Annotated in this window: 40 protein-coding genes; 1 reads left to right on the forward strand and 39 read right to left on the reverse strand. The window is 46.4% G+C overall.

Annotated elements, in window-relative coordinates:
- Nucleotides 1–157: 157 nt before the first annotated feature.
- The 28 genes from rplQ to rpsJ all read right to left on the reverse strand — a co-directional run bounded on the left by rplQ (nt 158) and on the right by rpsJ (nt 13,831).
- A complete protein-coding gene (gene rplQ, locus ACJ28U_RS07430; RefSeq protein WP_004560241.1) occupies nt 158–544 on the reverse strand; it encodes a 50S ribosomal protein L17 in 387 nt (128 codons plus the stop codon).
- Between the two features lie 38 nt (nt 545–582).
- Nucleotides 583–1,527 (reverse strand): DNA-directed RNA polymerase subunit alpha, encoded by a 945-nt coding sequence (locus ACJ28U_RS07435; RefSeq protein ID WP_010369333.1) that lies wholly within the window; start codon nt 1,525–1,527, stop codon nt 583–585.
- 51 nt (nt 1,528–1,578) lie between these two features.
- Nucleotides 1,579–1,965, reverse strand: a complete 387-nt coding sequence (gene rpsK, locus ACJ28U_RS07440; protein WP_004560243.1) for a 30S ribosomal protein S11 — start codon at nt 1,963–1,965, stop codon at nt 1,579–1,581.
- Nucleotides 1,966–1,996: 31 nt separating this feature from the next.
- Nucleotides 1,997–2,362 carry a 30S ribosomal protein S13 gene (rpsM, locus tag ACJ28U_RS07445; protein WP_010369336.1) on the reverse strand — a complete coding sequence of 122 codons (366 nt, stop codon included), beginning with the start codon at nt 2,360–2,362 and terminating at the stop codon, nt 1,997–1,999.
- 52 nt (nt 2,363–2,414) lie between these two features.
- Nucleotides 2,415–2,534, reverse strand: a complete 120-nt coding sequence (gene rpmJ, locus ACJ28U_RS07450; RefSeq protein WP_004560245.1) for a 50S ribosomal protein L36 — start codon at nt 2,532–2,534, stop codon at nt 2,415–2,417.
- Nucleotides 2,535–2,568: 34 nt separating this feature from the next.
- A complete protein-coding gene (gene infA, locus ACJ28U_RS07455; protein ID WP_004560246.1) occupies nt 2,569–2,784 on the reverse strand; it encodes a translation initiation factor IF-1 in 216 nt (71 codons plus the stop codon).
- A 92-nt stretch (nt 2,785–2,876) separates the two neighbouring features.
- A complete protein-coding gene (locus ACJ28U_RS07460) occupies nt 2,877–3,446 on the reverse strand; it encodes an adenylate kinase (RefSeq protein ID WP_010369344.1) in 570 nt (189 codons plus the stop codon).
- A complete protein-coding gene (secY, locus tag ACJ28U_RS07465; RefSeq protein WP_099088521.1) occupies nt 3,443–4,750 on the reverse strand; it encodes a preprotein translocase subunit SecY in 1,308 nt (435 codons plus the stop codon). The genes ACJ28U_RS07460 and secY overlap by 4 nt, the downstream gene beginning before the upstream one ends.
- The gene (gene rplO / locus ACJ28U_RS07470; RefSeq protein ID WP_407618868.1) at nt 4,750–5,184 is read right to left on the reverse strand and encodes a 50S ribosomal protein L15; all 435 of its coding nucleotides are present in this window, start codon (nt 5,182–5,184) and stop codon (nt 4,750–4,752) included. Before rplO ends, secY begins: the two co-directional genes overlap by 1 nt.
- Nucleotides 5,185–5,221: 37 nt before the next feature.
- Nucleotides 5,222–5,407, reverse strand: a complete 186-nt coding sequence (gene rpmD / locus ACJ28U_RS07475) for a 50S ribosomal protein L30 (protein ID WP_004560255.1) — start codon at nt 5,405–5,407, stop codon at nt 5,222–5,224.
- An 11-nt stretch (nt 5,408–5,418) separates the two neighbouring features.
- Complete coding sequence (rpsE, locus tag ACJ28U_RS07480) at nt 5,419–5,922, reverse strand: 30S ribosomal protein S5 (protein WP_004560257.1); 504 nt, start codon at nt 5,920–5,922, stop codon at nt 5,419–5,421.
- 19 nt (nt 5,923–5,941) lie between these two features.
- The gene (gene rplR / locus ACJ28U_RS07485; RefSeq protein ID WP_010369354.1) at nt 5,942–6,298 is read right to left on the reverse strand and encodes a 50S ribosomal protein L18; all 357 of its coding nucleotides are present in this window, start codon (nt 6,296–6,298) and stop codon (nt 5,942–5,944) included.
- Nucleotides 6,299–6,388: 90 nt separating this feature from the next.
- Entirely contained in the window at nt 6,389–6,925 is a 537-nt protein-coding gene (gene rplF / locus ACJ28U_RS07490) for a 50S ribosomal protein L6 (protein WP_010369360.1), read from the reverse strand.
- Nucleotides 6,926–6,956: 31 nt separating this feature from the next.
- The gene (gene rpsH / locus ACJ28U_RS07495; RefSeq protein ID WP_010369363.1) at nt 6,957–7,355 is read right to left on the reverse strand and encodes a 30S ribosomal protein S8; all 399 of its coding nucleotides are present in this window, start codon (nt 7,353–7,355) and stop codon (nt 6,957–6,959) included.
- A 44-nt stretch (nt 7,356–7,399) separates the two neighbouring features.
- Nucleotides 7,400–7,942 (reverse strand): 50S ribosomal protein L5, encoded by a 543-nt coding sequence (gene rplE / locus ACJ28U_RS07500; RefSeq protein ID WP_010369366.1) that lies wholly within the window; start codon nt 7,940–7,942, stop codon nt 7,400–7,402.
- A gap of 29 nt (nt 7,943–7,971) precedes the next feature.
- On the reverse strand, nt 7,972–8,280 hold the full coding sequence (gene rplX / locus ACJ28U_RS07505; RefSeq protein WP_010369369.1) for a 50S ribosomal protein L24: 309 nt from the start codon (nt 8,278–8,280) through the stop codon (nt 7,972–7,974).
- 32 nt (nt 8,281–8,312) lie between these two features.
- On the reverse strand, nt 8,313–8,681 hold the full coding sequence (rplN, locus tag ACJ28U_RS07510; RefSeq protein ID WP_004560264.1) for a 50S ribosomal protein L14: 369 nt from the start codon (nt 8,679–8,681) through the stop codon (nt 8,313–8,315).
- Nucleotides 8,682–8,726: 45 nt separating this feature from the next.
- Nucleotides 8,727–8,993, reverse strand: a complete 267-nt coding sequence (rpsQ, locus tag ACJ28U_RS07515) for a 30S ribosomal protein S17 (RefSeq protein WP_004560265.1) — start codon at nt 8,991–8,993, stop codon at nt 8,727–8,729.
- A 19-nt stretch (nt 8,994–9,012) separates the two neighbouring features.
- Nucleotides 9,013–9,219: a 50S ribosomal protein L29 gene (gene rpmC / locus ACJ28U_RS07520; protein ID WP_004560266.1), complete on the reverse strand. Its 207-nt coding sequence runs from the start codon at nt 9,217–9,219 to the stop codon at nt 9,013–9,015.
- Nucleotides 9,219–9,638 (reverse strand): 50S ribosomal protein L16, encoded by a 420-nt coding sequence (gene rplP / locus ACJ28U_RS07525; protein ID WP_010369375.1) that lies wholly within the window; start codon nt 9,636–9,638, stop codon nt 9,219–9,221. Before rplP ends, rpmC begins: the two co-directional genes overlap by 1 nt.
- A 1-nt stretch (nt 9,639) precedes the next feature.
- Entirely contained in the window at nt 9,640–10,308 is a 669-nt protein-coding gene (rpsC, locus tag ACJ28U_RS07530; RefSeq protein WP_010369378.1) for a 30S ribosomal protein S3, read from the reverse strand.
- 13 nt (nt 10,309–10,321) lie between these two features.
- A complete protein-coding gene (gene rplV / locus ACJ28U_RS07535) occupies nt 10,322–10,669 on the reverse strand; it encodes a 50S ribosomal protein L22 (RefSeq protein WP_002827984.1) in 348 nt (115 codons plus the stop codon).
- Nucleotides 10,670–10,686: 17 nt separating this feature from the next.
- On the reverse strand, nt 10,687–10,968 hold the full coding sequence (gene rpsS / locus ACJ28U_RS07540; RefSeq protein WP_004560269.1) for a 30S ribosomal protein S19: 282 nt from the start codon (nt 10,966–10,968) through the stop codon (nt 10,687–10,689).
- Nucleotides 10,969–11,022: 54 nt separating this feature from the next.
- Nucleotides 11,023–11,856 carry a 50S ribosomal protein L2 gene (rplB, locus tag ACJ28U_RS07545; RefSeq protein WP_010369391.1) on the reverse strand — a complete coding sequence of 278 codons (834 nt, stop codon included), beginning with the start codon at nt 11,854–11,856 and terminating at the stop codon, nt 11,023–11,025.
- 16 nt (nt 11,857–11,872) lie between these two features.
- Entirely contained in the window at nt 11,873–12,160 is a 288-nt protein-coding gene (gene rplW / locus ACJ28U_RS07550; protein WP_099088523.1) for a 50S ribosomal protein L23, read from the reverse strand.
- A complete protein-coding gene (gene rplD / locus ACJ28U_RS07555; protein ID WP_004560272.1) occupies nt 12,160–12,783 on the reverse strand; it encodes a 50S ribosomal protein L4 in 624 nt (207 codons plus the stop codon). The genes rplW and rplD overlap by 1 nt, the downstream gene beginning before the upstream one ends.
- Before the next feature lie 24 nt (nt 12,784–12,807).
- Nucleotides 12,808–13,434 (reverse strand): 50S ribosomal protein L3, encoded by a 627-nt coding sequence (gene rplC / locus ACJ28U_RS07560; RefSeq protein WP_004560273.1) that lies wholly within the window; start codon nt 13,432–13,434, stop codon nt 12,808–12,810.
- Nucleotides 13,435–13,522: 88 nt separating this feature from the next.
- On the reverse strand, nt 13,523–13,831 hold the full coding sequence (gene rpsJ, locus ACJ28U_RS07565; protein ID WP_004560274.1) for a 30S ribosomal protein S10: 309 nt from the start codon (nt 13,829–13,831) through the stop codon (nt 13,523–13,525).
- A 512-nt stretch (nt 13,832–14,343) separates the two neighbouring features.
- Between rpsJ and ACJ28U_RS07570 the strand changes: the two genes are divergently transcribed.
- Nucleotides 14,344–15,333: a polyprenyl synthetase family protein gene (locus ACJ28U_RS07570; protein WP_407618869.1), complete on the forward strand. Its 990-nt coding sequence runs from the start codon at nt 14,344–14,346 to the stop codon at nt 15,331–15,333.
- A 65-nt stretch (nt 15,334–15,398) separates the two neighbouring features.
- On the opposite strand, the gene tsaD is transcribed toward ACJ28U_RS07570, so the two are convergent.
- The 11 genes from tsaD to ACJ28U_RS07625 form a co-directional block, all read right to left on the reverse strand.
- Complete coding sequence (gene tsaD, locus ACJ28U_RS07575) at nt 15,399–16,421, reverse strand: tRNA (adenosine(37)-N6)-threonylcarbamoyltransferase complex transferase subunit TsaD (RefSeq protein ID WP_407618870.1); 1,023 nt, start codon at nt 16,419–16,421, stop codon at nt 15,399–15,401.
- Between the two features lie 9 nt (nt 16,422–16,430).
- Nucleotides 16,431–16,877 carry a ribosomal protein S18-alanine N-acetyltransferase gene (rimI, locus tag ACJ28U_RS07580; protein ID WP_099088526.1) on the reverse strand — a complete coding sequence of 149 codons (447 nt, stop codon included), beginning with the start codon at nt 16,875–16,877 and terminating at the stop codon, nt 16,431–16,433.
- Entirely contained in the window at nt 16,855–17,451 is a 597-nt protein-coding gene (gene rimI, locus ACJ28U_RS07585; RefSeq protein WP_242440079.1) for a ribosomal protein S18-alanine N-acetyltransferase, read from the reverse strand. The genes rimI (ACJ28U_RS07580) and rimI (ACJ28U_RS07585) overlap by 23 nt, the downstream gene beginning before the upstream one ends.
- Nucleotides 17,426–18,148, reverse strand: a complete 723-nt coding sequence (gene tsaB, locus ACJ28U_RS07590; RefSeq protein ID WP_099088528.1) for a tRNA (adenosine(37)-N6)-threonylcarbamoyltransferase complex dimerization subunit type 1 TsaB — start codon at nt 18,146–18,148, stop codon at nt 17,426–17,428. Before tsaB ends, rimI (ACJ28U_RS07585) begins: the two co-directional genes overlap by 26 nt.
- A 118-nt stretch (nt 18,149–18,266) precedes the next feature.
- Complete coding sequence (gene galE, locus ACJ28U_RS07595; RefSeq protein ID WP_043712387.1) at nt 18,267–19,259, reverse strand: UDP-glucose 4-epimerase GalE; 993 nt, start codon at nt 19,257–19,259, stop codon at nt 18,267–18,269.
- Between the two features lie 40 nt (nt 19,260–19,299).
- Entirely contained in the window at nt 19,300–20,043 is a 744-nt protein-coding gene (locus ACJ28U_RS07600; protein ID WP_010369418.1) for an acyl-[acyl-carrier-protein] thioesterase, read from the reverse strand.
- Between the two features lie 4 nt (nt 20,044–20,047).
- Complete coding sequence (gene rsmI / locus ACJ28U_RS07605) at nt 20,048–20,923, reverse strand: 16S rRNA (cytidine(1402)-2'-O)-methyltransferase (protein ID WP_063083244.1); 876 nt, start codon at nt 20,921–20,923, stop codon at nt 20,048–20,050.
- Complete coding sequence (gene holB, locus ACJ28U_RS07610; RefSeq protein ID WP_407618871.1) at nt 20,920–21,930, reverse strand: DNA polymerase III subunit delta'; 1,011 nt, start codon at nt 21,928–21,930, stop codon at nt 20,920–20,922. Before holB ends, rsmI begins: the two co-directional genes overlap by 4 nt.
- 9 nt (nt 21,931–21,939) lie before the next feature.
- The gene (locus ACJ28U_RS07615) at nt 21,940–22,269 is read right to left on the reverse strand and encodes a cyclic-di-AMP receptor (RefSeq protein WP_010369426.1); all 330 of its coding nucleotides are present in this window, start codon (nt 22,267–22,269) and stop codon (nt 21,940–21,942) included.
- A gap of 12 nt (nt 22,270–22,281) precedes the next feature.
- Nucleotides 22,282–22,926: a dTMP kinase gene (gene tmk, locus ACJ28U_RS07620; RefSeq protein WP_407618872.1), complete on the reverse strand. Its 645-nt coding sequence runs from the start codon at nt 22,924–22,926 to the stop codon at nt 22,282–22,284.
- A 93-nt stretch (nt 22,927–23,019) separates the two neighbouring features.
- A complete protein-coding gene (locus ACJ28U_RS07625; RefSeq protein WP_010369432.1) occupies nt 23,020–23,235 on the reverse strand; it encodes a hypothetical protein in 216 nt (71 codons plus the stop codon).

Raw genomic sequence — 23,235 nt, forward strand, 5'->3', positions numbered from 1 at the left:
GCTTTTTCGAAAATTTCTTTAGACACAAAAAAACCTCACACATTACCGGTGCGACATCACTGCCATTCAACCTAGACTTGGCTACTGCCATCATCGTAACGGTTTATACCATGTAACATGAGAGATTTCATTGTTTTGTATTAATTAACCAATGAAATTAGTCAACCAATTCCAAGATAACCATTGGTGCAGCGTCTCCACGACGTTGTACCGTCTTCAAGATGCGAGTGTAACCACCTGCACGGCCCTCAAAGCGAGGTGCAACATCGTTGAACAAGTGTTGCAAAGCCGTTTCTACCTTGACCTTGTTATCTTCAGTCGTTTGTACGTCAGCAACGACGTTACGTACGAAAGCAGCGGCCTTACGGCGTGAAGCCAAGTCACCACGCTTACCCAACGTAATCATCTTTTCTGCAGTACGGCGAACTTCCTTAGCTCGAGCTTCTGTCGTTTGAATGCGACCGTTGATCAACAAAGCAGTCGTCAAATCACGCAACATAGCCTTACGTTGTGAGCTAGTACGTCCCAACTTGCGGTATCCCATGAGTATGTCCTCCTTTACTTGGAATTCTATCGTTTAATCTAATCTTCCTTGCGGAACCCTAAACCGAGCACTGCCAGCTTTTCCTGGATTTCGTCAAGTGATTTCCGACCGAGGTTTCGTACAGACATCATTTGAGTTTCTGTACGCTCCGTCAACTCTTGTACAGAGTTGATCCCGGCCCTTTTGAGACAATTATAAGAACGAACTGACAAGTCCAACTCTTCAATAGGAGTGTCGGCATGCTTGCTAGTTGGTGCTTCTTCCTTGTCTACCATCACTTGTGTGTTAACCGCACGTTCTGACAACTCAACGAATGAGTTCAAGTGGTCTGACATGATGCGAGCTGCCAATGAAATAGCTTCAGTAGCAGTCAATGATCCATCAGTCCAGATGTCCAAAGTCAACTTGTCAAAGTCATCACGGTTACCCACACGCGTGTTCTCAACTTGATAGTTTACGCGTTCGATTGGGGTAAAGATTGAATCAATTGCTAGAACGCCAATTGGCATTTCATCATGCAATTCCTTATTCTGGTCCGCAGACACATAACCACGTCCGCGTTCAGCAGACAAAGTCATGTGCAACGTAGCCCCAGCCGCAACAGTGGCAATGTGAAGGTCCTTGTTCAAAATCTCCACATCACTGTCACCAGCGATGTCGCCGGCCGTCACAGTAGCGGGACCGGTTACGTTAACTTCGAGCGTCTTCTCTTCATCACTGTCGATGCGCATTGAAACCTTCTTGAGGTTCAAAATGATTTGCGTAACGTCTTCAACGACACCTTCGACCGTTGAAAACTCGTGCAAAACGCCATCAATTTGTACTGAATTGATTGCCGCACCAGGCAATGAAGACAACAATACACGGCGTAGGGAGTTACCCAAAGTAGTTCCGTAACCACGTTCAAGCGGCTCAACCACAAACTTACCGTAATTGCTATCCTCTTCAACCAGCGTAATCTTTGGGTTTTCGAATTCAAGCATACTGTTTGTTACCCCTTTCAAAGCATTGTGTGAACTAGTTGCAACTGGCAATTAGACACGACGACGCTTTGGTGGACGTGAACCGTTGTGTGGTACTGGAGTAACGTCCTTAATAGACGTAACTTCCAAACCAGCAGCGGCCAACGCACGGATAGCGGCTTCGCGACCTGAACCAGGTCCCTTAACAGTGACCTCAACAGTCTTCATGCCGTTTTCCATAGCACCCTTGGCAGCAGCCTCAGCAGCCATTTGCGCAGCAAATGGCGTTGACTTACGGCTACCCTTAAATCCAAGAGAACCAGCTGATGACCAAGCAACGGCGTTACCTTGAACGTCGGTGATCATCACGATCGTGTTGTTGAACGTTGCGTGGATGTGTGCAACACCTGACTCAATATTCTTCTTTACACGACGCTTACGATTAGTACGACCTGCCATAATCAAGTAATCTCCTTTCCTTAAAAATTAATTACTTCTTCTTACCTGCAATTGCAACAGCTGGGCCCTTACGCGTACGGGCATTGTTCTTCGTGTTTTGACCACGAACAGGCAAGCCCTTACGGTGACGGATACCACGGTATGATGCAATTTCTTGCAATGCCTTAATGTTCAATGAGACTTCACGACGCAAGTCACCTTCCACCTTAATACCGTCTACGACGGCACGGATGGCGTCCTCTTGGTCGGGAGTCAAATCACGAACACGAACGTCTTCAGAAACCTTAGCTTCTTCCAACACCTTCTTGGCAGTTGCGTTACCGATTCCATATACATATGTCAATGCGATCACGACACGCTTGTCGCGAGGCAAATCAACACCAGCAATACGAGCCATTACGATTACCTCCTATACAAAGATTTAATAAGTTTTACGACCAAAATGCAAATTATGCACCTTGACGTTGCTTGTGCTTAGGGTTTGCAGAGCAAATCACCATCACACGACCGTTACGCTTGATAACCTTGCAGTTATCGCACATAGGCTTAACAGATGGACGAACCTTCATGGTATTTACCTCCCTTGGATATTTTTATGGTTGACTACTTAAAGCGGTACGTAATACGTCCCTTAGTCAAATCATATGGCGACATTTCAACCGTCACACGATCACCAGGCAAAATGCGAATAAAGTTCTTACGAATCTTCCCTGACACGTGAGCTAGAATGGCGGCGCCGTTTTCCAATTCAACGGTAAACATGGCATTTGGCAAAGTTTCCTTTACCACACCAGAAATTTCAATAACATCGTTGGCCACGTTGCTGCCTCCTTAGTTGTGACAATGGAGAACGTAACAAGTTATTATAACATGCTTACTTGTAATTAAACAATAAAAGCTTCGTTAAATAATTAAGCGTTCTTCAAATTATCAAGTAACGTCTTTACATCAGCGAACACTACATCAAGCTCGCGAGCACCATCGATCTTGTTCAAGATACCCTTTTCGGCATAGAACTCAGCGATTGGCTCAGTAAGCTTTCCGTTAACGTCCAAGCGATTCTTAATCACTTCAGGCGTATCGTCTGCACGGCCACGGGCCATCATACGATCAACCAAAACATCAGTATCAGCAGTGAAGTAAAGAACACCGTCCAATGAACGACCGTCCTTTGCCAACATCTCATCCAATGCCTTTGCTTGGTCCAAGTTACGAGGGAATCCATCAAGGATGAATCCAACCTTCGTATCCTCTTCTGCCAAACGTTCAGCAACGATACCATTCGTAACTTCGTCAGGGACCAAGTTACCGGCATCCATGAATGACTTTGCCTTCAACCCAAGTTCAGTTTCGTTAGCCATAGCCGCACGGAACATGTCACCCGTACTGATGTGCGGCAAGTTGTACTCTTCCACAATCTTGGCAGCTTGGGTACCCTTACCAACACCTGGCAAGCCCAATAGCATGATATTTAAACTCATTTTGCTTCGACTCCTTCTTGAATAAATCCAACATATTGCCGCTTCATCATCAATCCTTCAAGTTGGCGAATCAGATCAATTGCCACACCAATGACAATCAATACTGATGTTCCTGACATTCCAAGGTTACTATCCAACCCGAAGATGTGTGTTGCTAGGATAGGTGCCAAAGCAACAAATCCTAGGAACAAAGCGCCGACTACTGACAAACGCATCAGCAGACCTGATAACCACTTTTCAGTGGCGCGACCAGGCCAGACGCCCACGATGTAACTACCTTGCTTTTGTAGGTTCTCCGCAACCTTTTCAGGATTAACCTGAACAAAGGCATAGAAGAACGTAAACAAGATAATCAACAACGTGTATACAATACCACCCTGCATTGTCTGCATTGATAGGTATTGCATCAAAGTGTTGTACCAACCTGCATCCGCAAACTTAGTTGCAAAAGCTTGCAAAATCGTTTGTGGCGTTACCAGCAATGATGAAGCGAAGATAACAGGGATAACACCCGCAACATTAATCTTCAACGGCAAGTAAGATGAGTTACCTGAACCCGTTGAACGACGTGTATATTGCATTGGAATCTTGCGAATTGCTTGGTTAAACCACGTAACAAACGCGATAACCAAGATAAAGATCAACAAGATACCAGCCAAGAATGCCCACCCACGCGCTGGGTCGTCACCTTGGAGAACGTGTTCCTTGAACAGTTGGTATACACCTGCTGGCACACGCGCAATGATACCAGCAAAAATCAACATTGAGACACCTTGACCGAGTCCGCGCTCAGTAATCATCTCACCCAACCAAACGGCAAACATTGTTCCCGCAGTTAAGATGAAACCGATCAACAAGTACGTTTCCAAATTTGGCGTCTCTACCAATTTAACTTGACTCAGTTGATTGAATCCAGCGGTGATTCCAATAGATTGGACAAACGCTAGAACAATGGTCAAATAGCGGGTCACTTGGTTCAACTTACGTCGACCAACTTCACCTTGTTTCGACCATTCAACAAATCGTGGCACAATATCCATTTGTAGGAGCTGTACCACGATTTGTGCAGTAACGTATGGTGAAACCCCCATTGCGAACAATGAGTAGTTTGTAAGACCACCACCGCTAAACATATTCAAAATGCTGCCGAGCCCAGAATTTGCTACCTCAGTAAGTGCGGCCGTGTTAATACCCGGCACAGTAATGTAAGCACCCAATCGGTAAACAATCAGAATCCACAAAGTAAAGAACAACTTCTTGCGAATGTCCTTTTCCTTCAGTGAATTGAGCACGGTTTTCAGCATTAGATCACCTCAGTCTTACCACCGGCAGCTTCAATAGCCGTAACAGCAGCGGCTGAGAACTTGTTAGCCTTAACAGTCAATGACTTTTCCAATTGACCGTTTGCCAAGATCTTAATGCCACTCAATTCGTTCTTAACGATACCAGCTTCGACCAACAATACTGGTGAAACTTCAGTTCCGTTATCGAATTGGTTCAATACGTCAAGGTTTACAACAGCGTATTCCTTGCGGTTGATGTTCGTGAAACCACGCTTTGGCTTACGACGGAACAAAGGCATTTGTCCACCTTCAAAGCCCAAACGTACCTTACCACGAGCCTTTTGACCCTTTTGACCACGTCCAGCAGTCTTACCGTTACCTGATGACTCACCACGTCCAACACGGTTGCGGACGTTGCGTGAACCTTCAGCAACTTGGAGTTCATTAAGCTTCATTAGGTTGTACCTCCTTCAAAGCAATCTATTTATATGCTTACTTAACTACTTCAACAGTAACCAAGTGAGCAATCTTAAACACTGCACCACGCGTTGCTGCGTTGTCAGGCAACACGACTGATGATGACACCTTGTTCAAACCAAGGGCCTTAACAATCGCACGTTGCTTTGGCAAACGGTGGGCAGCACTCTTAACAAGAGTAATCTTAACTTGTTCAGCCATTTTCTGCCTCCTTAATCTGCCAAGTGCTCAAGTGAGACCTGACGCAATTCAGCAACTTCTTCAGCGTTCTTCAATGAGTTGATTGCATCGAAAGTTGCGCGCACAACGTTAATTGGAGTTGATGATCCCAATGACTTTGCAGTCACGTCGGCAACACCAGCCAATTCCAAAACGGCACGAGCAGCACCACCGGCTGCCACTCCAGATCCTTCAACGGCTGGCTTAAGCAAGATGCGACCACCGCCAAAGACACCATTTGCAGAGTGAGGAAGGGTCGTACCAACAGTTGGAACTGCAACAATGTTGCGCTTTGCAGCTTCAACGGCCTTGCGAATAGCTTCAGGCACTTCTTGTGCCTTACCAGTACCAAAACCAACGTGTCCGTTACGGTCACCAACAACTACCAAAGCAGCGAAACGCAAGCGGCGTCCACCCTTAACAACCTTGGTAACACGGTTGATGGCAACAACGTTTTCTTCAAGCTCGCCGAGCTTGTTTGCATCGATAAAAGCCATGTTAAATTTCCTCCTTCCCTTAGAACTTCAAACCAGCTTCACGCGCAGCTTCAGCCAAAGCTTGCACACGACCGTGGTACAAGTAACCACCACGGTCAAATACAACAACTTCGATGTTAGCAGCCTTGGCGCGTTCTGCGATCAAAGCTCCAACCTTTGCTGCTTGTTCAGTCTTTGGAGCAGTCTCAACTGACTTGTCCAAAGTTGAGGCACTAGCAAGCGTCACACCCGCTACGTCATCAATTAATTGCGCGTAGATGTTCTTATTAGAACGGTAAACGTTCAAGCGTGGGCGCTCAGCAGTACCAGAAATCTTTCCACGAACGCGCGTGTGTCGGCGTTGACGCACCTTGTTCTTGTCTGACTTCGTAATCATGTTCGTAACCTCTTTTATATATATTCGAAAGATATACTAACAAGTAAATCCCGAGACGTTGCGCCCGGGCCTTAAGCTATAAGCTTAAGATTACTTACCAGTCTTACCTTCCTTACGTGCAACGTATTCGTTCTCGTAACGGATACCCTTACCCTTATATGGCTCAGGTGCGCGTACGGCACGGATTTCAGCGGCCAAGTCACCAACAAATTGCTTGTTGATTCCTTCAACCGTGATCGTAGTTGAATCAGGAACTTCAACGGTCAAACCTTCACGGGCCTCAAACTCAACAGGGTGTGAGTAACCAACGTTCAAGACAAGCTTGTCGCCTTGCTTAGCAGCACGGTATCCGACACCGACCAACTTCAAAGTCTTCTTGAAGCCATCAGTTACACCTTCAACCATGTTTGCAACGTTAGCGCGAGTAGTTCCGTGAAGTGCCTTGATACGTCCTTCATCTGAAGGACGAGTGAACGTTACTTCCGTACCGTCCACAGTGAACTCGATTTGTGAAGCGACTTCGCGTGAAAGTTCACCCTTAGGTCCCTTAACAGTAACGACGTTACCTTCGCGTGACAATTCAACGCCAGCAGGCAAAGTCAAAACCTTGTTACCAATACGACTCATCGGTAGACACCTCCTTATTAGATTTTATTTATTACCAGACGTAAGCCAATACCTCGCCACCAATCTTCTTGGCGCGAGCTTCCTTATCGGTGATGACACCTTCAGAAGTTGAGATGATAGCGATACCCAAGCCGTTCAAAACCTTAGGTACAGCATCTGCCTTGACGTATGAACGCAATCCTGGCTTTGAAATACGCTTCAAACCAGTGATAACGCGAGTCTTGTCAGTACCGTACTTAAGGAAGACACGGATGACACCTTGCTTGTCATCTTCAATGTATTCAACGTCGCGAACAAAGCCTTCGTTCTTCAAGATCTCGGCGATGTCCTTCTTGATCTTTGATGCAGGAACTTCAACTGAATCGTGGCGAACCATGTTCGCGTTACGAATGCGAGTCAAAAAATCTGCAATTGGGTCAGTCATTGACATTGATGTTTGCCTCCTATTATTAATTACTGTAAATCAGTGAATGATTACTTTGCGAAAGGCATACCCAATTGAGTAAGCAATTCACGACCTTCTTCGTCAGTGTTGGCAGTCGTAACAACGACAATATCCAAACCACGGACACGGTTAACTTGATCGTAATCAATTTCTGGGAAAATAAGTTGTTCACGAATTCCCAACGTGTAGTTTCCACGACCATCAAAGGCCTTTGGTGAAACTCCACGGAAGTCACGAACACGTGGCAATGAAACGTTGATCAACTTATCCAAGAAGTCGTACATACGCTCACCACGCAAAGTAACCTTAGTACCGATTGCCATACCCTCACGCAAACGGAAGCCAGCGATTGACTTCTTAGCGCGAGTGATAACTGGCTTTTGACCAGCAATCAATTCCAATTCAGCAACAGCTTCATCCAAGTTCTTTGAGTTTGATACAGCGTCACCAACACCCATGTTAAGCACGATCTTTTCGATCTTAGGTGCTTGCATGATTGATGAGTACTCAAACTTTTCGATCAATGAAGGCGTTACTTCATTGACGTACTTTTCCTTCAAGCGATTTGCCATGATAATGATTTCCTCCTTTCACCTAGAAATTATGCCAAAGTCGTTCCAGACTTCTTAGCAAAACGTACCTTCTTACCATCTTCAACCTTGTAACCAACCTTAGTTGGTTCGTTAGTAGAAGGGTCAAGCAATTGTACGTTTGAAACGTGGATTGGAGCTTCAAGCTCAACAATTCCACCTTGTGGGTATTGGTTGTTTGGCTTTTGGTGCTTCTTTACAATGTTCACACCTTCGACAACAACACGGTCCTTGGCGGCCAAAGTCTTTACGACTACACCTTCCTTGCCCTTGTCCTTGCCGGCGATAACCTTAACCTTGTCACCAGTCTTCACAAACATGCGAGGCTTCCTCCTTGATTTAATGATGGTAATTACAATACTTCAGGTGCCAATGACACAATACGCATGTAATCATTGTCACGCAATTCACGCGCAACAGGTCCGAAGATACGAGTACCTACAGGGCTCTTGTCATCCTTTACGATGACTGCAGCGTTCTCATCGAACTTGATGTATGAACCATCAGCACGGTGAACTCCTGAAACAGTACGAACGATAACAGCCTTAACGACGTCACCCTTCTTTACAGTACCACCAGGAATAGCTTGCTTAACAGTTGCGACGATCATGTCACCGATACCGGCGAACTTACGACCTGATCCACCCAAAACCTTGATAGTCAAGATCTCACGTGCACCAGAATTGTCAGCAACCTTCAAACGACTCTCTTGTTGAATCACGATTTTGTCCTCCTTCCGTTATTGGTAAGATTCGAGATTAAACGATTAGATAATAACGGCCTTCTCGACGATTTCTACCAAACGGAAGCGCTTTGTAGCTGACGTTGGACGCGTCTCCATGATGCGTACAATGTCACCTTGCTTAGCTTCGTTGTTTTCATCGTGAGCCTTAAACTTCTTCGTGTACTTAACACGCTTACCATAAACTGGGTGGTTCTTATAAGTTTCGATGGCAACAGTGATTGTCTTGTCCATCTTATCTGAAACCACGCGGCCTTGGTAAACCTTACGTGCGTTACGAGCTTCAGTCATATCGGTCTCCTCTCTTAGTCTACTTGTTCAATTCTTGTTGACGAATGACCGTCTTGATACGTGCGATTTGCTTACGTACTTCTGACAATCGAGCCGTGTTCTCAAGTTGACCAGTAGCTAATTGGAAACGCAAGTTGAACAATTCTTCCTTGTAGCTCTTTTCCTTGGCAACCAACTCAGCTTGGCTGAGACCCTTGATTTCGTTTTGTAGATCCTTGATCTTCATTATTCACCCTCCACTTGGCGAGTCAAGATCTTAGTCTTGACTGGCAACTTGTTAGATGCAAGACGCAAGGCTTCGCGGGCAACCTCTTCAGGAACACCGGCAACTTCAAACATTACCTTGCCGCGCTTGACAGGTGCAACCCATCCGTCTGGAGTACCCTTACCGTTACCCATACGAACACCAACACCCTTAGAAGTGTATGACAAGTGTGGGAAAATCTTGATCCAAACTTGACCACCACGCTTCATGTGACGCGTCATAGCAATACGAGCAGCCTCGATTTGACGGTTTGAGATCCAGTGTGATTCAGTGGCTTGCAAACCAAACTCACCAAATGTAACTGTCTTACCACCCTTGGCCTCACCGCGCATCTTTCCACGGTGTGGACGGCGGTACTTTACACGCTTTGGTACTAGCATGTTACTCGCCTCCTTGCTTCTTTACAGACTTCTTCTCTGGCAAAATGTCACCACGGTAAATCCAAGTCTTAACACCCAATTGACCGTAAGTAGTTGTTGCCTCATCCCATGAGTAGTCGATGTCAGCACGCAATGTGTGCAAAGGCACCGTACCCTCAGTGTATTGCTCTACTCGAGCAATGTCAGCTCCGTTGATACGTCCAGAAACTTGCGTCTTGATACCCTTGGCACCAGCACGCATAGCACGTTGGATAGCACCACGCATTGCACGACGGAATGCCACACGGCGCTCCAAGTCAGATGCAATTTGTGAACCTACCAAGTGGGCGTCCAAATCAGGCTTCTTAATCTCAATGATGTTGATGTGGACACGCTCGCCCTTAGCAACCAACTTTGAAAGTTCGTTACGCAATGCATCAACTTCAGAACCACCCTTACCAATAACCATACCTGGCTTAGCAGTGTGGATTGAGATGTTCACGCGGTTAGCAGTACGCTCAATTTCGATACGTGAAACTGATGCGTCAGCCAACTTAGTCTCGATGTACTTACGCAACTTCAAATCTTCGTGCAAAGCCGTTGCGTAGTCCTTCTTGTTTGCGTACCACTTAGCATCCCAGTCGCGGATGATGCCGACACGCATACCAGTTGGGTTAATCTTTTGACCCATGACTCAATCCTCCTTACTTTTCTTTTACCACAATCGTGATGTGGCTTGTACGCTTGTTGATTGGTGAAGCTGAACCCTTGGCACGTGGACGGAAACGCTTTAGCGTTGGTCCTTCGTTAGCAAAGGCTTCTGCAACTACCAAATCTTCGCGATCTAGTGAGAAGTTGTTCTCAGCGTTAGCAACTGCTGAGTTCAACACCTTGTATACATCTTCTGAGCTGTGGTTTGGCAAGAATTGCAAAATTGCAAATGCCTCAGCCACAGACTTACCACGAACTTGGTCAAGCACTAGGCGGACCTTACGTGGAGCGACACGAACGATCTTCGCTGTGGCGCGTGCTGACGTGATTTGTTCAGCCATTGTATTGTCCTCCTATATTACTTGCGCTTAGTCTTCTTATCGTCTGCTGCGTGTCCGCGGAACGTACGCGTAGGGACGAACTCACCAAGCTTGTGACCGACCATGTCTTCTTGTACCAAAACCGGCACGTGCTTACGTCCATCGTAAACAGCAAAAGTCAATCCAATAAAGCTAGGGAAAATCGTTGAACGACGTGACCATGTCTTGATGACAGCTTGCTTTTCTGAAGCGTTGGCTTCTTCAACCTTCTTCAACAAGTGAGCGTCAGCAAATGGTCCCTTCTTCAGGCTACGACCCATTTTAAGGTCCTCCTCTCGTTTGCTAAAAACTTATTAATTACGGAGTGTAAGTGATTACTTGCCCTTACGACCGCGAACAATGAACTTCGTTGAACGAGCCTTCTTGTTACGCGTCTTCTTACCGGCAGTCTTCTTACCCCATGGTGACATTGGTGATGGACGTCCAACTGGCGCCTTTCCTTCACCACCACCGTGTGGGTGATCGTTAGGGTTCATAACTGATCCACGAACGTGTGGACGTTGACCCTTCCAACGACGACGACCAGCCTTACCCCAGTTGATCAATGAGTGTTGTTCGTTACCAACAACTCCAACTGTGGCACGGTTAACGGCCAAGATCATACGTACTTCACCTGATTGCAAGCGAACAAGTACGTACTTTCCTTCCTTACCCAACAATTGTGCTGATGCACCGGCAGAACGGGCCAATTGACCACCCTTACCAGGCTTCAACTCGATGTTGTGGATTTGTGTTCCGTCAGGGATGTTTGCCAATGGCAAAGCGTTTCCGACCTTGATGTCGGCTTCAGGCCCTGATTGAACAGTCATTCCAACTTCCAAGCCCTTAGGCGCCAAGATATATGCCTTAGTACCGTCAGTGTATTGCAACAAAGCGATGTTAGCAGTACGGTTTGGATCGTATTCGATCGCTACAACCTTAGCTGGAACATCATCCTTTGTACGCTTGAAGTCGATAATACGGTATTGGCGCTTGTGTCCACCACCACGGTGGCGCACAGTCATGTGACCGTATGAGTTACGAGCACCAGTGTTTGACTTTGATTCCAACAAGCTCTTTTCAGGCGTCGTCTTAGTGATTTCAGCAAAATCTGAAGACGTCATGTTACGACGACCGTTAGAGGTTGGCTTGTACTTCTTGATAGCCACGCTAATTTCCTCCTAATTAGTTTTCGTTGAACAATTGAATGTCCTTAGAAGCGGCAGTCAACTTAACAGTTGCCTTCTTACGCTTCTTAGTGTAACCAGCGAAACGTCCTTGACGCTTCAACTTACCACGTACGTTCGCCGTGTTGATCTTTTCAACCTTAACATCGAAAATCTCTTCAATAGCGCGCTTAATTTGTGGCTTAGTGGCGCGAACATCAACTTCAAACGTGTAACGCTTTTCATCCAAAACGCTCATCGTTTGTTCAGTGATGACCGGGCGCAAAATGATATCGCGTGCGTCCATTATGCCAAAACCTCCTCAACTTGTGCCAAAGCTGATTGAACTACAACCAACTTATCGTTGTTGATTACGTCAAGCACGTTAACACCCTTTGCAGTCATAACAGTAACGTTTTCCAAGTTACGTGCTGCCAATGCTGCGTTAGCGTTATCATCGTCCAAGACAACCAACGTCTTTTCGTTTACGTTCAAGTTGTTCAAAACTGCCTTGAATTCCTTAGTCTTAGGAGCGTCGAATGACAATGCATCGACAACAACCAAAGCTGAGTCCAAAACCTTTTGTGACAACACTGACTTCAATGCCAAACGGTAAACCTTCTTTGGCAACTTGTAGGCGTATGAACGTGGAGTAGGTCCGAAGACAATACCACCACCACGCCATTGTGGAGAACGGATTGAACCTTGACGGGCACGTCCAGTTCCCTTTTGACGCCAAGGCTTCTTACCACCACCTGAAACCGCTGAACGGTTCTTAACGGCGTGAGTACCTTGACGCATTGATGCGCGTTGCATCAAAACAGCGTCGGTAACAACGTTGTTGTTTGGCTCGATTCCGAAGATTGAGTCGTTCAACTCGATCTCACCGGCGTTTGAGCCGTCTTGCTTAAACAAAGCAACCTTAGTCATGTTAGTTTCCTCCCTTCGTCCTTATTACTTAGCCTTAACAGAGTACTTAACAGTAACAAGTGACTTGTTGGCACCAGGAACATTACCCTTAACCAAGATCACGTTGTTTTCTACATCAACGCGAACTACTTGCAAGTTTTGTACAGTGCGCTTGTGGTTACCCATGCGTCCAGGCAACTTCTTACCCTTGAAGACGCGGTTGATGATGGCACCCAATGAACCAGGACGACGGTGGTAACGAGAACCGTGCGCCATAGGACCACGTGATTGGCCATCCTTCTTGATGTTACCTTGGTAACCATGACCCTTTGTGATTCCAGTTACGTCAACAGCTTCGCCAGCAGCGAAGATATCAACCTTAACTTCATCCCCAACATTGAATTCTCCCTCAGCGTCGCGGATTTCACGAATGTAGCGCTTAGGGGCCGTGTTTGCCTTGGCAACGTGACCTTGCTCAGGCTTGTTGCTCAAAACGGCACGCTTGTCTTGGTAACCCAATTGAACTGCGTTGTAACCGTCGTTTTCCAAAGTCTTAACTTGGAGAACTACGTTTGGCGTAGCTTCAATTACCGTTACGGGGATAAGCTCACCGTTCTCAGTGAATACCTGAGTCATGCCGACTTTGCGGCCTAAGATACCCTTAGTAGTCATGACTATCTCCTTTGAATAGTAAATCTAAATTTTTGATCAGTTAAATGCTTAATCAGGCAAGTTGTTGTTTGTTGTTGCGTTGTAAAAATTACAACTTGATTTCGATGTCAACACCGCTTGGCAATTCAAGCTTTGACAAAGCATCAACCGTCTTAGCAGTTGGGTTCACGATATCGATCAAACGCTTGTGAGTGCGCATTTCGAATTGCTCACGTGAATCCTTGTGCTTGTGTGGTGAACGCAAAACCGTGTACAACGTACGCTCAGTAGGCAATGGAATAGGACCTGAAATTTCAGCACCTGTACGCTTTGCCGTCTCAACAATCTTTTCTGCTGAAGCATCCAAGATCTTGTGCTCGTACGCCTTCAAACGGATACGAATCTTCTTACTTGCCATGATATAAATTCTCCCTTCGTCCATATTGGAATATGAAACTAACTCCGTGGAAACTACCGACGCACCCCAAAGAGCTCCATGGCAATGGGCCCCGTGGCAATGCTGCCGGGTGTGTCGCAACCTCCCACATCATCGCTTGTCGATGGCACGTTAATATACCCGGGTGAATAACCCACCCGTATTTAACGTACTAGAATATAATACAGCATACTAAATGCATTAGCAAGCTTTTTCGCCAACTTTGTTGTGACAAATGTATCACCTTTTTTCACGCCGGCTTCATAATTAATTCCGAAAACTATAATAACTAATTTCCTAACTAATTACCACCCTTTAGGCTCACGAATTTCTTTTCAATTCTTGTGCGTTGAAATTATCGTGTTTATTCATGATGATTCCTATATAATAGTACTTAGTTTACACATACAGTTATGTTGATTAAGGGTATTCGCCATTTTGGCTACCCTATTTCAACTATACATATAGTAGTAATTAAGGAGTTTCCCGATCTTATGACGCATTCACAAACAACATTACATCCAATATGGGATGAGTTCCCTGCTATTCGTAAGGAGCTGCAAGGGGTATTAGATCGTATCGAAGCTAACTTAGACGCCAATGACGCCGACGTCGAAGCCGCCCTTATAGATATGTTCTCGCACGGTGGCAAATTGCTACGCCCTGCATTCACAATTTTGATTGGTCGTTTCTTTCCAGCGGAGCGTGAACCATTATTAAACTTGGCTGCAACGGTAGAAATGTTGCATACAGCCTCACTTGTCCATGACGACATCATCGACGACTCGCCCAAGCGACGTCACGCCGAATCTGTTCAGTCACGATTCGGTAAGGATGTTGCTGCGTATACGGGAGATTACCTCTTCGCCGTAACATTCCGTACGTTGGCTGATAACACAAACGACATTAACGTTGTTCGGATGGCCACACGTTACCTAGAACGTATCCTATCTGGTGAGCTAACCCAACGGACAAATCACTATAAGCGTGATATGACCATCGCAAATTATGAAGATCAAATCGCTGGTAAGACAGCTGCCCTCTTTGTATTAGCAGCCAACTTAGGAATTGCTGCCAGTCGTGCCCCAAAAGATTTTGCGGACCTCGCAACTGACTTTGCCTACAACGTTGGTATGGCCTTCCAAATTCTTGATGACTTACTCGATTACAGTGCTGATAGCACAACTTTAGGTAAGCCAACCTTGAATGACGTCCGTGAAGGAGTCTACTCAGCGCCTTTAATCATTGCCATGCAAGATAACGAGGAGATTCAAGCGCTACTCGCCAAAGGTGCTACGATTACCGATGATGAAGCCGTTCACCTAGGCGAGTTGGTCCGAGCCTCTGGCGCACTAGCCGTTGCCGAAGACATGGCGGTCGCCTATACTAACACAGCCCTAGAACGACTGGCTGACATGCCTGAACACGAATCAAAGCGTATCTTACTCAGTATCAGTCAAACGTTGCTCACCCGTAACGATTAATTCTGCATTATTATATAGAAGAAAAGCACGTAACAGCTGAAAAAAGTTGTTACGTGCTTTTTTTATTAGTCTTCTTCTAAATAATCGAATTCAAGGGCTGGATTAGCATTTAATGACCAATCACCACGCTTACCATGCCGATATGCAATATCCCCAGCTGCACCAATCATCGCTGCGTTATCGCCAGCCAACTTAATTGGCACAGGAATAAACGTTGTCTCTGGAAATTCAGCCATCATTGCCGTTAGTCCATCACGCAGACCACGATTGGCAGCAACTCCGCCAGCTACAATAAATGATTTCACAGGATAGTTTTGCAGTGCCCGTCGTGTCTTAGTGACTAAGACCTCAACCACAGCTGCTTGGAAGGAAGCCGCTAAGTTAATATGGTCAACCGTTTCGCCACGTTGATCCGCATTATGCATTAAGTTAATCACCGCGCTCTTCAAGCCTGAAAATGAAAAATCATAGCGATCATCGTTCATGAGTGCGCGTGGCAAATCATATGTGGGTTCACCTTGGTGCGCCATTTCATCAATTGTCTTACCTGATGGATATTGGAGCCCCATCGTTCGACCAACCTTATCGTAACTTTCACCAGCAGCATCATCACGCGTATCACCGATCACAAGGTAATCGTATTCCTCACGCATCAAAACTAATTCCGTGTGCCCACCTGAAACCATCAAAGCCAAGGCCGGGTATTGGATGGGCGCCACGAAGTTCGCCGCACTGATGTGACCTGCCAAGTGAATAACTGGCACTAACGGCAATTGATGCGCCCAGGCAATTGTCTTAGCTGCCGTCACCCCAATCAACAGGGCCCCAACCAAGCCAGGTCCTTGAGTAACTGCGATTGCCGTCAAATCTTGGTATGTTAATCCGGCATCCTGTAAAGCGGCATCAGCTAATACCGTTACCTGTTCAATGTGGTGCCGACTAGCAACTTCCGGCACAATGCCACCAAAACGTTGATGACTTTTAATCTGAGTAGCTGTCTCCAAGCTCACGATTTCAATGCCATCTTTAACAATGGCCACACTGGTTTCGTCGGCACTCGATTCAAATGCCATTATGTATCGCGCCATCTTGTCCTCCTATTCCGTTGCTAATGGTAACGTGACATCCATTAGATATGCATCTTCTTTCGGATCACGATAATAATCCTCGCGAATGTTATAAATAATAAAACCTAGTCGCTCATATAATTTGATTGCTCGTTTATTACCTTGGCGCACTTCAAGTAAAATACGTGTACCTGCATCGAAGCCGATTAACCATTGACGCAACAGGCGCTCACCTAGGTGTTGCCCCTGAACGCCCGGCATGATGGCAACGTTAGTGATTTCAAGTTCTTCACCTAAATGTGTCCCACCAACAAACCCAATCGGTTCGCCATCAGCTTCAATAATCATGTAACGGGCAAATTTGTTTTTCAAATCATTTGCAAAGGTTTGTTTTGACCAAGGTGATCCTTTATACGCTGCTTTGGCAATTGCATAAAGTTCCTCAGTTGTAGTTTCATTTCTGAACGTAAAATCCATCTGTTTTTCTCCCGAGAATCTGCGCCATGTCCAGCGCATCTTCCCCGTTGTCTTCATAATAATGTGCTTTGCGTCGCACTACCTGGAACCCTAAGCGTTCATAGAGCCGTTGAGCACTTGTATTAGACACGCGTACTTCCAGTGACATCCGATTAAAGCGAATTTGCTTAGCAACCGTCATCATATACATCAATAAGAAGGTCCCAATACCGCGTCCCTGCCAGTGCGGTGCAACGGTCACATTGGTAATATGCACCTCGTGGATGCCTGGGCGGAAAGCCGCGCCGATATAGGCTACCATCGCGCCAGTCTCAGGTTCGCGAACGATGACATACAACCGTTCGCGTGAACGATGTAACTCGTTATGGAAAATATCAGCAGACCACGGTTCTTCCCCGTGGTAAGCTTCTCGTTCCAATTCCACCATTTCATCAACATCTTGATACTGTGCCGGCACCAATTCAAAATCGAACCCTTTGACGCTGATCGTCTGCTTAAATTCTCGTAAGCTCTGTGGTAGCGGATGCATTTGCCAGTGTAACCAGTTTTTAAACCTTTTCCACATAAATGCCATCACCTGCGTCAGGGTGTGCCTTTGCCCAATCTGCCTCAGCTTGTGAAAGTCGGTAATAATTTGGCACAAATTGATGAATATCAGTTATCTCCGTTAGTACCGGTGTGTCCGCTGTTAGCATCATCATATTAGCTGCATGTGGCAAATTATCTTCAGCAAATATCACCTCTGGCAGTGCCGCTTGAAAATCATCTGCAAAGCGCGCCCATTCACCAACTAACACAACTGGCCGTTGCTCTTCACGAAGCGTTGCAATCAACTTTGGCACATTGGTATGCCGGTCTGGTGCAACCTGGACCAGGCGATCATTGTCGCGGACATACCCCCCTGCATACAAATTGTCATTCCGGGCATCCATAATCGGTACAATCACCGCATCAGACCGCACCACATTCGTTGCTAAGACTGCCAAGCTTGAGACCCCTTGCAACGCAATCTGCAATGTAAAGGCCAATGTTTTTGCTGTCGTCACCGCAATCCGCAAGCCCGTATACGATCCGGGCCCTTGGCTCACAATTACTCGGTCTAGGTCTGATGGTTGCCAACCAGCTTCACGCACTAGTTCGTCAATAAAAGGCAACAATTGTACTGAGTGATTTTTGGCAACATTTGTCTCCCGTTGCCCAATTAGTTTGTCATCTTCAAACAATGCCACACTAAGTGGTTGATTGCTTGTATCAAAGGCAATAGTCTTCATGATTACCTTTCTCCCATCATTTTTTACACGTAAATGTCTAACTGCTATTTTACCGCATTTTTTCTGGATTAACACAAAAACCCCAGAGTGGTAAACTCCAGGGTTTATTAATTGATTATTAACGGTCTTCGTAACCGTGTGGGTGTTGTTGGTGCCAAGTCCATGCCGTCTTGATAATTTCTTTAACGTCATCGTACTTTGGCGCCCATCCCAACACTTCGCGGGCCTTAGCTGAAGAAGCCACCAATGAGTCTGGGTCTCCGGCACGACGTGGACCAACTTCGGCAGGGATTTCCTTACCCGTTGCTTCGCGTGCTGCTTCAACCATTTGCTTTACTGAGAAGCCGTTGGCTGAACCCAAGTTAAATTGATTTGACTCGTTACCCTTTGCCAAGTAGTCCAAAGCCAAAACGTGCGCGTTGGCCAAATCCATAACGTGTACATAGTCACGCACATTGAAGCCGTCTGGCGTGTTGTAGTCATCCCCAAACATCATAATCTTCTCACGTTGACCCAAAGCCGTTTGCAAGATAATTGGCACCAAGTGCGTCTCGACTGGGTGATCTTCACCAATTGAACCATCAGCCTTAGCACCCGCAACGTTGAAGTAACGCAAGGCAACCCACTTCAAACCGTAAGCTTCATCAGCCCACTTCATGATGTGTTCCATTTGAAGCTTTGACTCACCATATGGGTTGATTGGGTTTTGTGGCGTCGTTTCCTTAATTGGGTTTTCTTCAGGAATACCGTAAGTTGCAGCCGTTGATGAGAAGACAATTTGCTTCACGTCAAACTCCAACATTACTTCCAACAAAGCAATCATTCCAGCCGTGTTGTTATCGAAGTACTTTAGTGGATCAGCCATTGATTCTGGGACAATTGAAGAAGCAGCAAAGTGCACAACTTGTTCAATATTTTCCTTTTCAAAAACCTCACGCAAAGCTGCCTTATCACGAATATCTACTTCGTAAAAAGGAACTCCTGCAGGAACCGCAGCACGGTGACCTGTCAACAAGTTGTCGACAACCACCACGTCACGTCCATCTGACAACAACGTATCAACCATGTGTGAACCGATGTATCCGGCTCCACCAAGTACCAAAATGGCCATGTTTGTATCTCCTAAATGATTTATTACTTCTTAGTTTAGCTTAATTTTCAGCGTCCGTCCATTCGATTGCCGCCTCGGCTGACAAGGTATCACCCGACCAAATGCGGTGAATTGTGGCATCTTCCAATGTTTGAGCCTCTGACTTAATTGTGTCGCCCAACAAAACTTCGTGCTCGTACTTAATATTCAAGCGCTTTGGTTCATGGGTCTTCACGAAATCGTGATCCAACACGTCTTGAATCCAGTCAAAGTACTTTGAATTATTCACGTGTTGGTTTGAATCGATATCCAAATAGCGCACCACATATTCTTGCGTCACATCCACCGGAATATCAGCGATCATATGTTGTGGCTCTGGTTGACGTGGAATCTTCTTCACCCGTTCTGGTTCATACGCATCCACCATCTCTTGTGGAATGCGCGCCATGCGACGACGTTCCATATCAATCATGGCGTACAACGCATCGATTTCAACAAGCACATTCCCGGCTTCATCAAGAATCCGGTACATGCGCTTGGCAAAGAAGGGATTAAACTCCTTAGCCAGCGTTTGCAACGTTAAATTCTCACCGATTTTTGGTCGGCGATTAATTTCAACCATGTGCTGTAAAATAATCCAACCAATCCCTTGTGCGTGGACAAAATCTGGTCCCACCTCAAGATCAACACTTTGTTGGGTCGAGCTCAGGACAGCTAGATTAAAAATCATTGGTAAGCTCAACTTACCTGTTACGTCTGCTTCGTAGTACAGCACTTGGTGTTGCATACTGTAAATTTCTGCCATTGTTCTAATTTTCTCCTTGGTATTCCAAGTACAAGGCTTGTCGGTCCAAGTCACGGGCCTTCGCAATTTGCTTCACAGCCGCCGTGGCTTTCATGCCTGACTCAACCAGAGCACGGACCGCTTGCACTGGTGTCATATCGGCGAGTGGGTCATCATCCGCTTCGGTAACCGGGTTATCATTTCCTGCCACCATCATCACAAATTCCCCTCGCACTTCATTTTCGTTCGCCCAATCTGCCAACTCTTGCGCTGTCCCACGCAAGAACTCCTCGTAGCGCTTCGTTAGCTCACGTGCTAAGACTACCTGACGTTCGGGGCCAAATGCCTTCACAATTGTTTGTAGCGTTTTGGCTAAACGGTGTGGTGCCTCATAAAAAATCATCGTTTCCGTGTGGCTGTTTAGGTTCTGTAATTCCGCAAGTTGTTCTTTTGGCTTGCGAGCTAGGAAGCCATAAAACATGAACGGTTGCGGTGCAAGGCCTGAGGCAATCAACGCCGTAATACCTGCACTCGCCCCTGGCAACGGTACAACCGGAATGTTTTGGGCTACCGCCGCCTTAACTAGTTCGTGCCCCGGATCAGAAATAGATGGCATTCCGGCATCAGAAACTTGCGCAACATCCTCACCAGCAGCTAAGCGAGCCACCAATTCTGGAATACGCGTCTCCTTATTATGCTCATGGAACGACACTTGTTTGGTTTGAATATCAAATTGATTCAACAATTGTTGCGTATGACGGGTATCTTCGGCCGCAATCACCGCGACCGCCTTCAACGTGTCAATTGAACGCACGGTCATGTCACCCAGATTTCCAATGGGCGTTGGTACTAGATACAGCGTACCCGTGGTGTGTGTGGCAAAACTCTTTTGTTGATTCATGATAAACCTGCTAACTTAAATTGACTTTCCAAAACCGTTGATTCAACCGTCGTTTGGAAATTAATGTTCTTTTGTAATCGTTGTGGCGCCGCTAAGACGATATCCAGGACAGCTAACAACGTCGCCGTCGTATAACGTTGTCCGTCACGTTGCCAGGTACCACCAGCTGAAAAGCGCACTGGTACGTCGCCCGTTCGGCTCAGTAAGATGTCACGCCAAGCTTGTGCCATCATCGCAAGTAAGGCGCGCGCCCGATCTGGTTCACCAGCTAATGGCACCAAATTCGTTTGCACCATTGTAAAGGCGGTATCGTCTTTCTTGAGTGTTGCTGTCACCAGGTTGCCAACGGCCTGCTCAGCTTGTTGAAACCAATCATCAACCAACCACTCAGCCGCCACCTCGCTGCTGTCAGTGAGTGTCCGAACTAAATCAGCTTGGGCTGCATTGAAACCAACCGCCATTAATGATGACTGCATCTGTTCGGGCCCTAATGCTGGAAAATCAACCACCTGGGTGCGTGACACCACTGTTGGCAAAATTTGTGCCCGGTTTTCAGCAATCAAAATCGCCGTTTGTTGCCCCACCGGTTCCTCGATAAACTTCAGTAGCCCGTTTGCCGCACTACTCGTCATCGTATCAGCACCAGCAACGATAAAGACTTTTTGGTTACCTTCAACCGCCGTCTTGGTAAACTCATCCCGCAAGAAGCGGACTTGATCGACTTTGATACTATTGCCATCAGGTGCTAATTGAATCACGTCTGGGTGTTCATTAGACGCAATACGTTGGCACTGATCACACATCCCATCCGGTTGGCCATCCGCCGTCACGTTACGACACATCAGGCGCATTGCTAGCCAATCCGCTACTAGCCCTTGGCCACGGCCACGTGGTCCAGTAAACAAAAAGGCGTGGGCAAGTTGGTCACTTGCCACCGCCTGTTTGAATTGCGCAATTACTTGCGGTTGTTGCGCATTTGCCTGTGCAATTAATTCTTTGGCGTCCATCTGCACTCCTTAGAAGCGGTGGAATTGTTCAATATCTTGAACAAACACCGTAGCCCCACCAACTTGAACTTCCATCGGCGTTGTGGCTGTTGACTCCATTGAAACGTCCAAGCTAACCGCTGGCGTCATAAATTGCTTACGCGTGTGTGACGTCTCTTTGATAATCTCTAACACTTCAGCCACACGATCATCTTCAATTCCGACCATAAACGTTGTGTTTCCTGAACGGAGGAAGCCACCTGAAGTTGCCAAACGCGTGGCACGCACATTGGCCTTAACAAATTCTAATCCTAACTTGTTTGCATCTTTATCTTGCACAATCGCGATAACCATCTTCATAAGCCGAACCTCCTAGTCCTTTAAACCGAGTACCGGTGCCAATGCTGCCCATGTGTCAGCAATCACCGCATCTAGATTTTGTTCTGCATCAATTATCAAAAAGCGTTCTGGATCCGCCACTGCTAGCGCATGGTAAGCATCAGAAACCCGTCGGTGGAATGATAAGGCCTCTACGTCCAAACGATTCACTTCGTCTTGACGCGTCGTTTGAATGCGATTGAGACCGACTTCCGGCCGGATATCTAAGTATACCGTTGCCGCTGGCATCATCCCTTCGATTGCAAAGTCGTTAATCGCCGTGACTGCATCGGTACCAATTTCGCGACCGCCACCTTGATAGGCAATTGAACTGTCGACATAGCGATCCGTAATCACAACTTTATCAGCCGCAAGCGCTGGTAAAATTGTCTGAACCAAGTGTTGCCGACGTGACGCTGCGTATAACAACGCCTCCGTCTTCTTATCCATCTCGGTATTTGCCGGGTCTAGCACCAAATCACGGATAGCCTCTGCAATTTTGTTTCCCGTTCCACCAGGTTCACGCGTTAACAACAGCCGCTCTCCCAATACCGGTTGTAGCCGAGCGACGATTGCACGCAGTACAGACGTCTTACCAGCTCCATCGGGTCCCTCAAACGAAATAAATGTTCCAGCCATCGTTGTCACCACTCTCACTTTTTGTTTTGTACTATATTATAGCAAAAAAAAGAGCAGTTTAGGTATTCAACCTAAACCGCTCAACCAATTCAACTAGATTGACCAATCAATATTCTCTGGCTTTACGAACGCCAATTCAAATAAATAATTCGCAATACGCTTCTCAGACCACTTGCTACCGTGGTCTGGCAATAGCCGTGAATTATCAATTAAACGTTCCTTCACCCACTTTGCGTTGGCGTCTGACCATTGCGTATTCTTCGCAATAATCGCACCAAATTCAGCGTTTGAATAAGTCTTATCGCTCAT

Source organism: Weissella sp. MSCH1 (assembly GCF_045799135.1).
Classification (GTDB): domain Bacteria; phylum Bacillota; class Bacilli; order Lactobacillales; family Lactobacillaceae; genus Weissella.

Bases quoted from the DNA above. Each gene is read 5' to 3' on its own strand.
- rplQ (WP_004560241.1), bottom strand. From the start codon at position 544: ATGGGATACCGCAAGTTGGGACGTACTAGCTCACAACGTAAGGCTATG.
- ACJ28U_RS07435 (WP_010369333.1), bottom strand. From the start codon at position 1,527: ATGCTTGAATTCGAAAACCCAAAGATTACGCTGGTTGAAGAGGATAGC.
- rpsK (WP_004560243.1), bottom strand. From the start codon at position 1,965: ATGGCAGGTCGTACTAATCGTAAGCGTCGTGTAAAGAAGAATATTGAG.
- rpsM (WP_010369336.1), bottom strand. From the start codon at position 2,362: ATGGCTCGTATTGCTGGTGTTGATTTGCCTCGCGACAAGCGTGTCGTG.
- rpmJ (WP_004560245.1), bottom strand. From the start codon at position 2,534: ATGAAGGTTCGTCCATCTGTTAAGCCTATGTGCGATAACTGCAAGGTT.
- ACJ28U_RS07460 (WP_010369344.1), bottom strand. From the start codon at position 3,446: ATGAGTTTAAATATCATGCTATTGGGCTTGCCAGGTGTTGGTAAGGGT.
- secY (WP_099088521.1), bottom strand. From the start codon at position 4,750: ATGCTGAAAACCGTGCTCAATTCACTGAAGGAAAAGGACATTCGCAAG.
- rplO (WP_407618868.1), bottom strand. From the start codon at position 5,184: ATGAAGCTTAATGAACTCCAAGTTGCTGAAGGTTCACGCAACGTCCGC.
- rpmD (WP_004560255.1), bottom strand. From the start codon at position 5,407: ATGGCTGAACAAGTTAAGATTACTCTTGTTAAGAGTGCTGCCCACCGT.
- rpsE (WP_004560257.1), bottom strand. From the start codon at position 5,922: ATGGCTTTTATCGATGCAAACAAGCTCGGCGAGCTTGAAGAAAACGTT.
- rplR (WP_010369354.1), bottom strand. From the start codon at position 6,298: ATGATTACGAAGTCAGACAAGAACAAGGTGCGTCAACGCCGACACACG.
- rplF (WP_010369360.1), bottom strand. From the start codon at position 6,925: ATGAGTCGTATTGGTAACAAGGTTTTGACTTTGCCTGCTGGCGTTGAA.
- rpsH (WP_010369363.1), bottom strand. From the start codon at position 7,355: ATGTCAATGACTGACCCAATTGCAGATTTTTTGACTCGCATTCGTAAC.
- rplE (WP_010369366.1), bottom strand. From the start codon at position 7,942: ATGGCAAATCGCTTGAAGGAAAAGTACGTCAATGAAGTAACGCCTTCA.
- rplX (WP_010369369.1), bottom strand. From the start codon at position 8,280: ATGTTTGTGAAGACTGGTGACAAGGTTAAGGTTATCGCCGGCAAGGAC.
- rpsQ (WP_004560265.1), bottom strand. From the start codon at position 8,993: ATGACTGAAGCTCGTAACGCACGTAAGGTTTACCAAGGCCGCGTGGTT.
- rpmC (WP_004560266.1), bottom strand. From the start codon at position 9,219: ATGAAGATCAAGGATCTACAAAACGAAATCAAGGGTCTCAGCCAAGCT.
- rplP (WP_010369375.1), bottom strand. From the start codon at position 9,638: ATGCTAGTACCAAAGCGTGTAAAGTACCGCCGTCCACACCGTGGAAAG.
- rpsC (WP_010369378.1), bottom strand. From the start codon at position 10,308: ATGGGTCAAAAGATTAACCCAACTGGTATGCGTGTCGGCATCATCCGC.
- rplV (WP_002827984.1), bottom strand. From the start codon at position 10,669: ATGGCTGAACAAATCACGTCAGCACGCGCCACAGCGAAGATCGTTCGT.
- rpsS (WP_004560269.1), bottom strand. From the start codon at position 10,968: ATGGGTCGTAGCCTGAAGAAGGGACCATTTGCTGACGCTCACTTGTTG.
- rplW (WP_099088523.1), bottom strand. From the start codon at position 12,160: ATGGACGCACGCGATATCATTTTGCGCCCGGTCATCACTGAACAAACG.
- rplD (WP_004560272.1), bottom strand. From the start codon at position 12,783: ATGACTAAGGTTGCTTTGTTTAAGCAAGACGGCTCAAACGCCGGTGAG.
- rplC (WP_004560273.1), bottom strand. From the start codon at position 13,434: ATGACTACTAAGGGTATCTTAGGCCGCAAAGTCGGCATGACTCAGGTA.
- rpsJ (WP_004560274.1), bottom strand. From the start codon at position 13,831: ATGGCAAGTAAGAAGATTCGTATCCGTTTGAAGGCGTACGAGCACAAG.
- ACJ28U_RS07570 (WP_407618869.1), top strand. From the start codon at position 14,344: ATGACGCATTCACAAACAACATTACATCCAATATGGGATGAGTTCCCT.
- tsaD (WP_407618870.1), bottom strand. From the start codon at position 16,421: ATGGCGCGATACATAATGGCATTTGAATCGAGTGCCGACGAAACCAGT.
- rimI (WP_099088526.1), bottom strand. From the start codon at position 16,877: ATGGATTTTACGTTCAGAAATGAAACTACAACTGAGGAACTTTATGCA.
- rimI (WP_242440079.1), bottom strand. From the start codon at position 17,451: ATGGCATTTATGTGGAAAAGGTTTAAAAACTGGTTACACTGGCAAATG.
- tsaB (WP_099088528.1), bottom strand. From the start codon at position 18,148: ATGAAGACTATTGCCTTTGATACAAGCAATCAACCACTTAGTGTGGCA.
- galE (WP_043712387.1), bottom strand. From the start codon at position 19,259: ATGGCCATTTTGGTACTTGGTGGAGCCGGATACATCGGTTCACACATG.
- ACJ28U_RS07600 (WP_010369418.1), bottom strand. From the start codon at position 20,043: ATGGCAGAAATTTACAGTATGCAACACCAAGTGCTGTACTACGAAGCA.
- rsmI (WP_063083244.1), bottom strand. From the start codon at position 20,923: ATGAATCAACAAAAGAGTTTTGCCACACACACCACGGGTACGCTGTAT.
- holB (WP_407618871.1), bottom strand. From the start codon at position 21,930: ATGGACGCCAAAGAATTAATTGCACAGGCAAATGCGCAACAACCGCAA.
- ACJ28U_RS07615 (WP_010369426.1), bottom strand. From the start codon at position 22,269: ATGAAGATGGTTATCGCGATTGTGCAAGATAAAGATGCAAACAAGTTA.
- tmk (WP_407618872.1), bottom strand. From the start codon at position 22,926: ATGGCTGGAACATTTATTTCGTTTGAGGGACCCGATGGAGCTGGTAAG.
- ACJ28U_RS07625 (WP_010369432.1), bottom strand. From the start codon at position 23,235: ATGAGCGATAAGACTTATTCAAACGCTGAATTTGGTGCGATTATTGCG.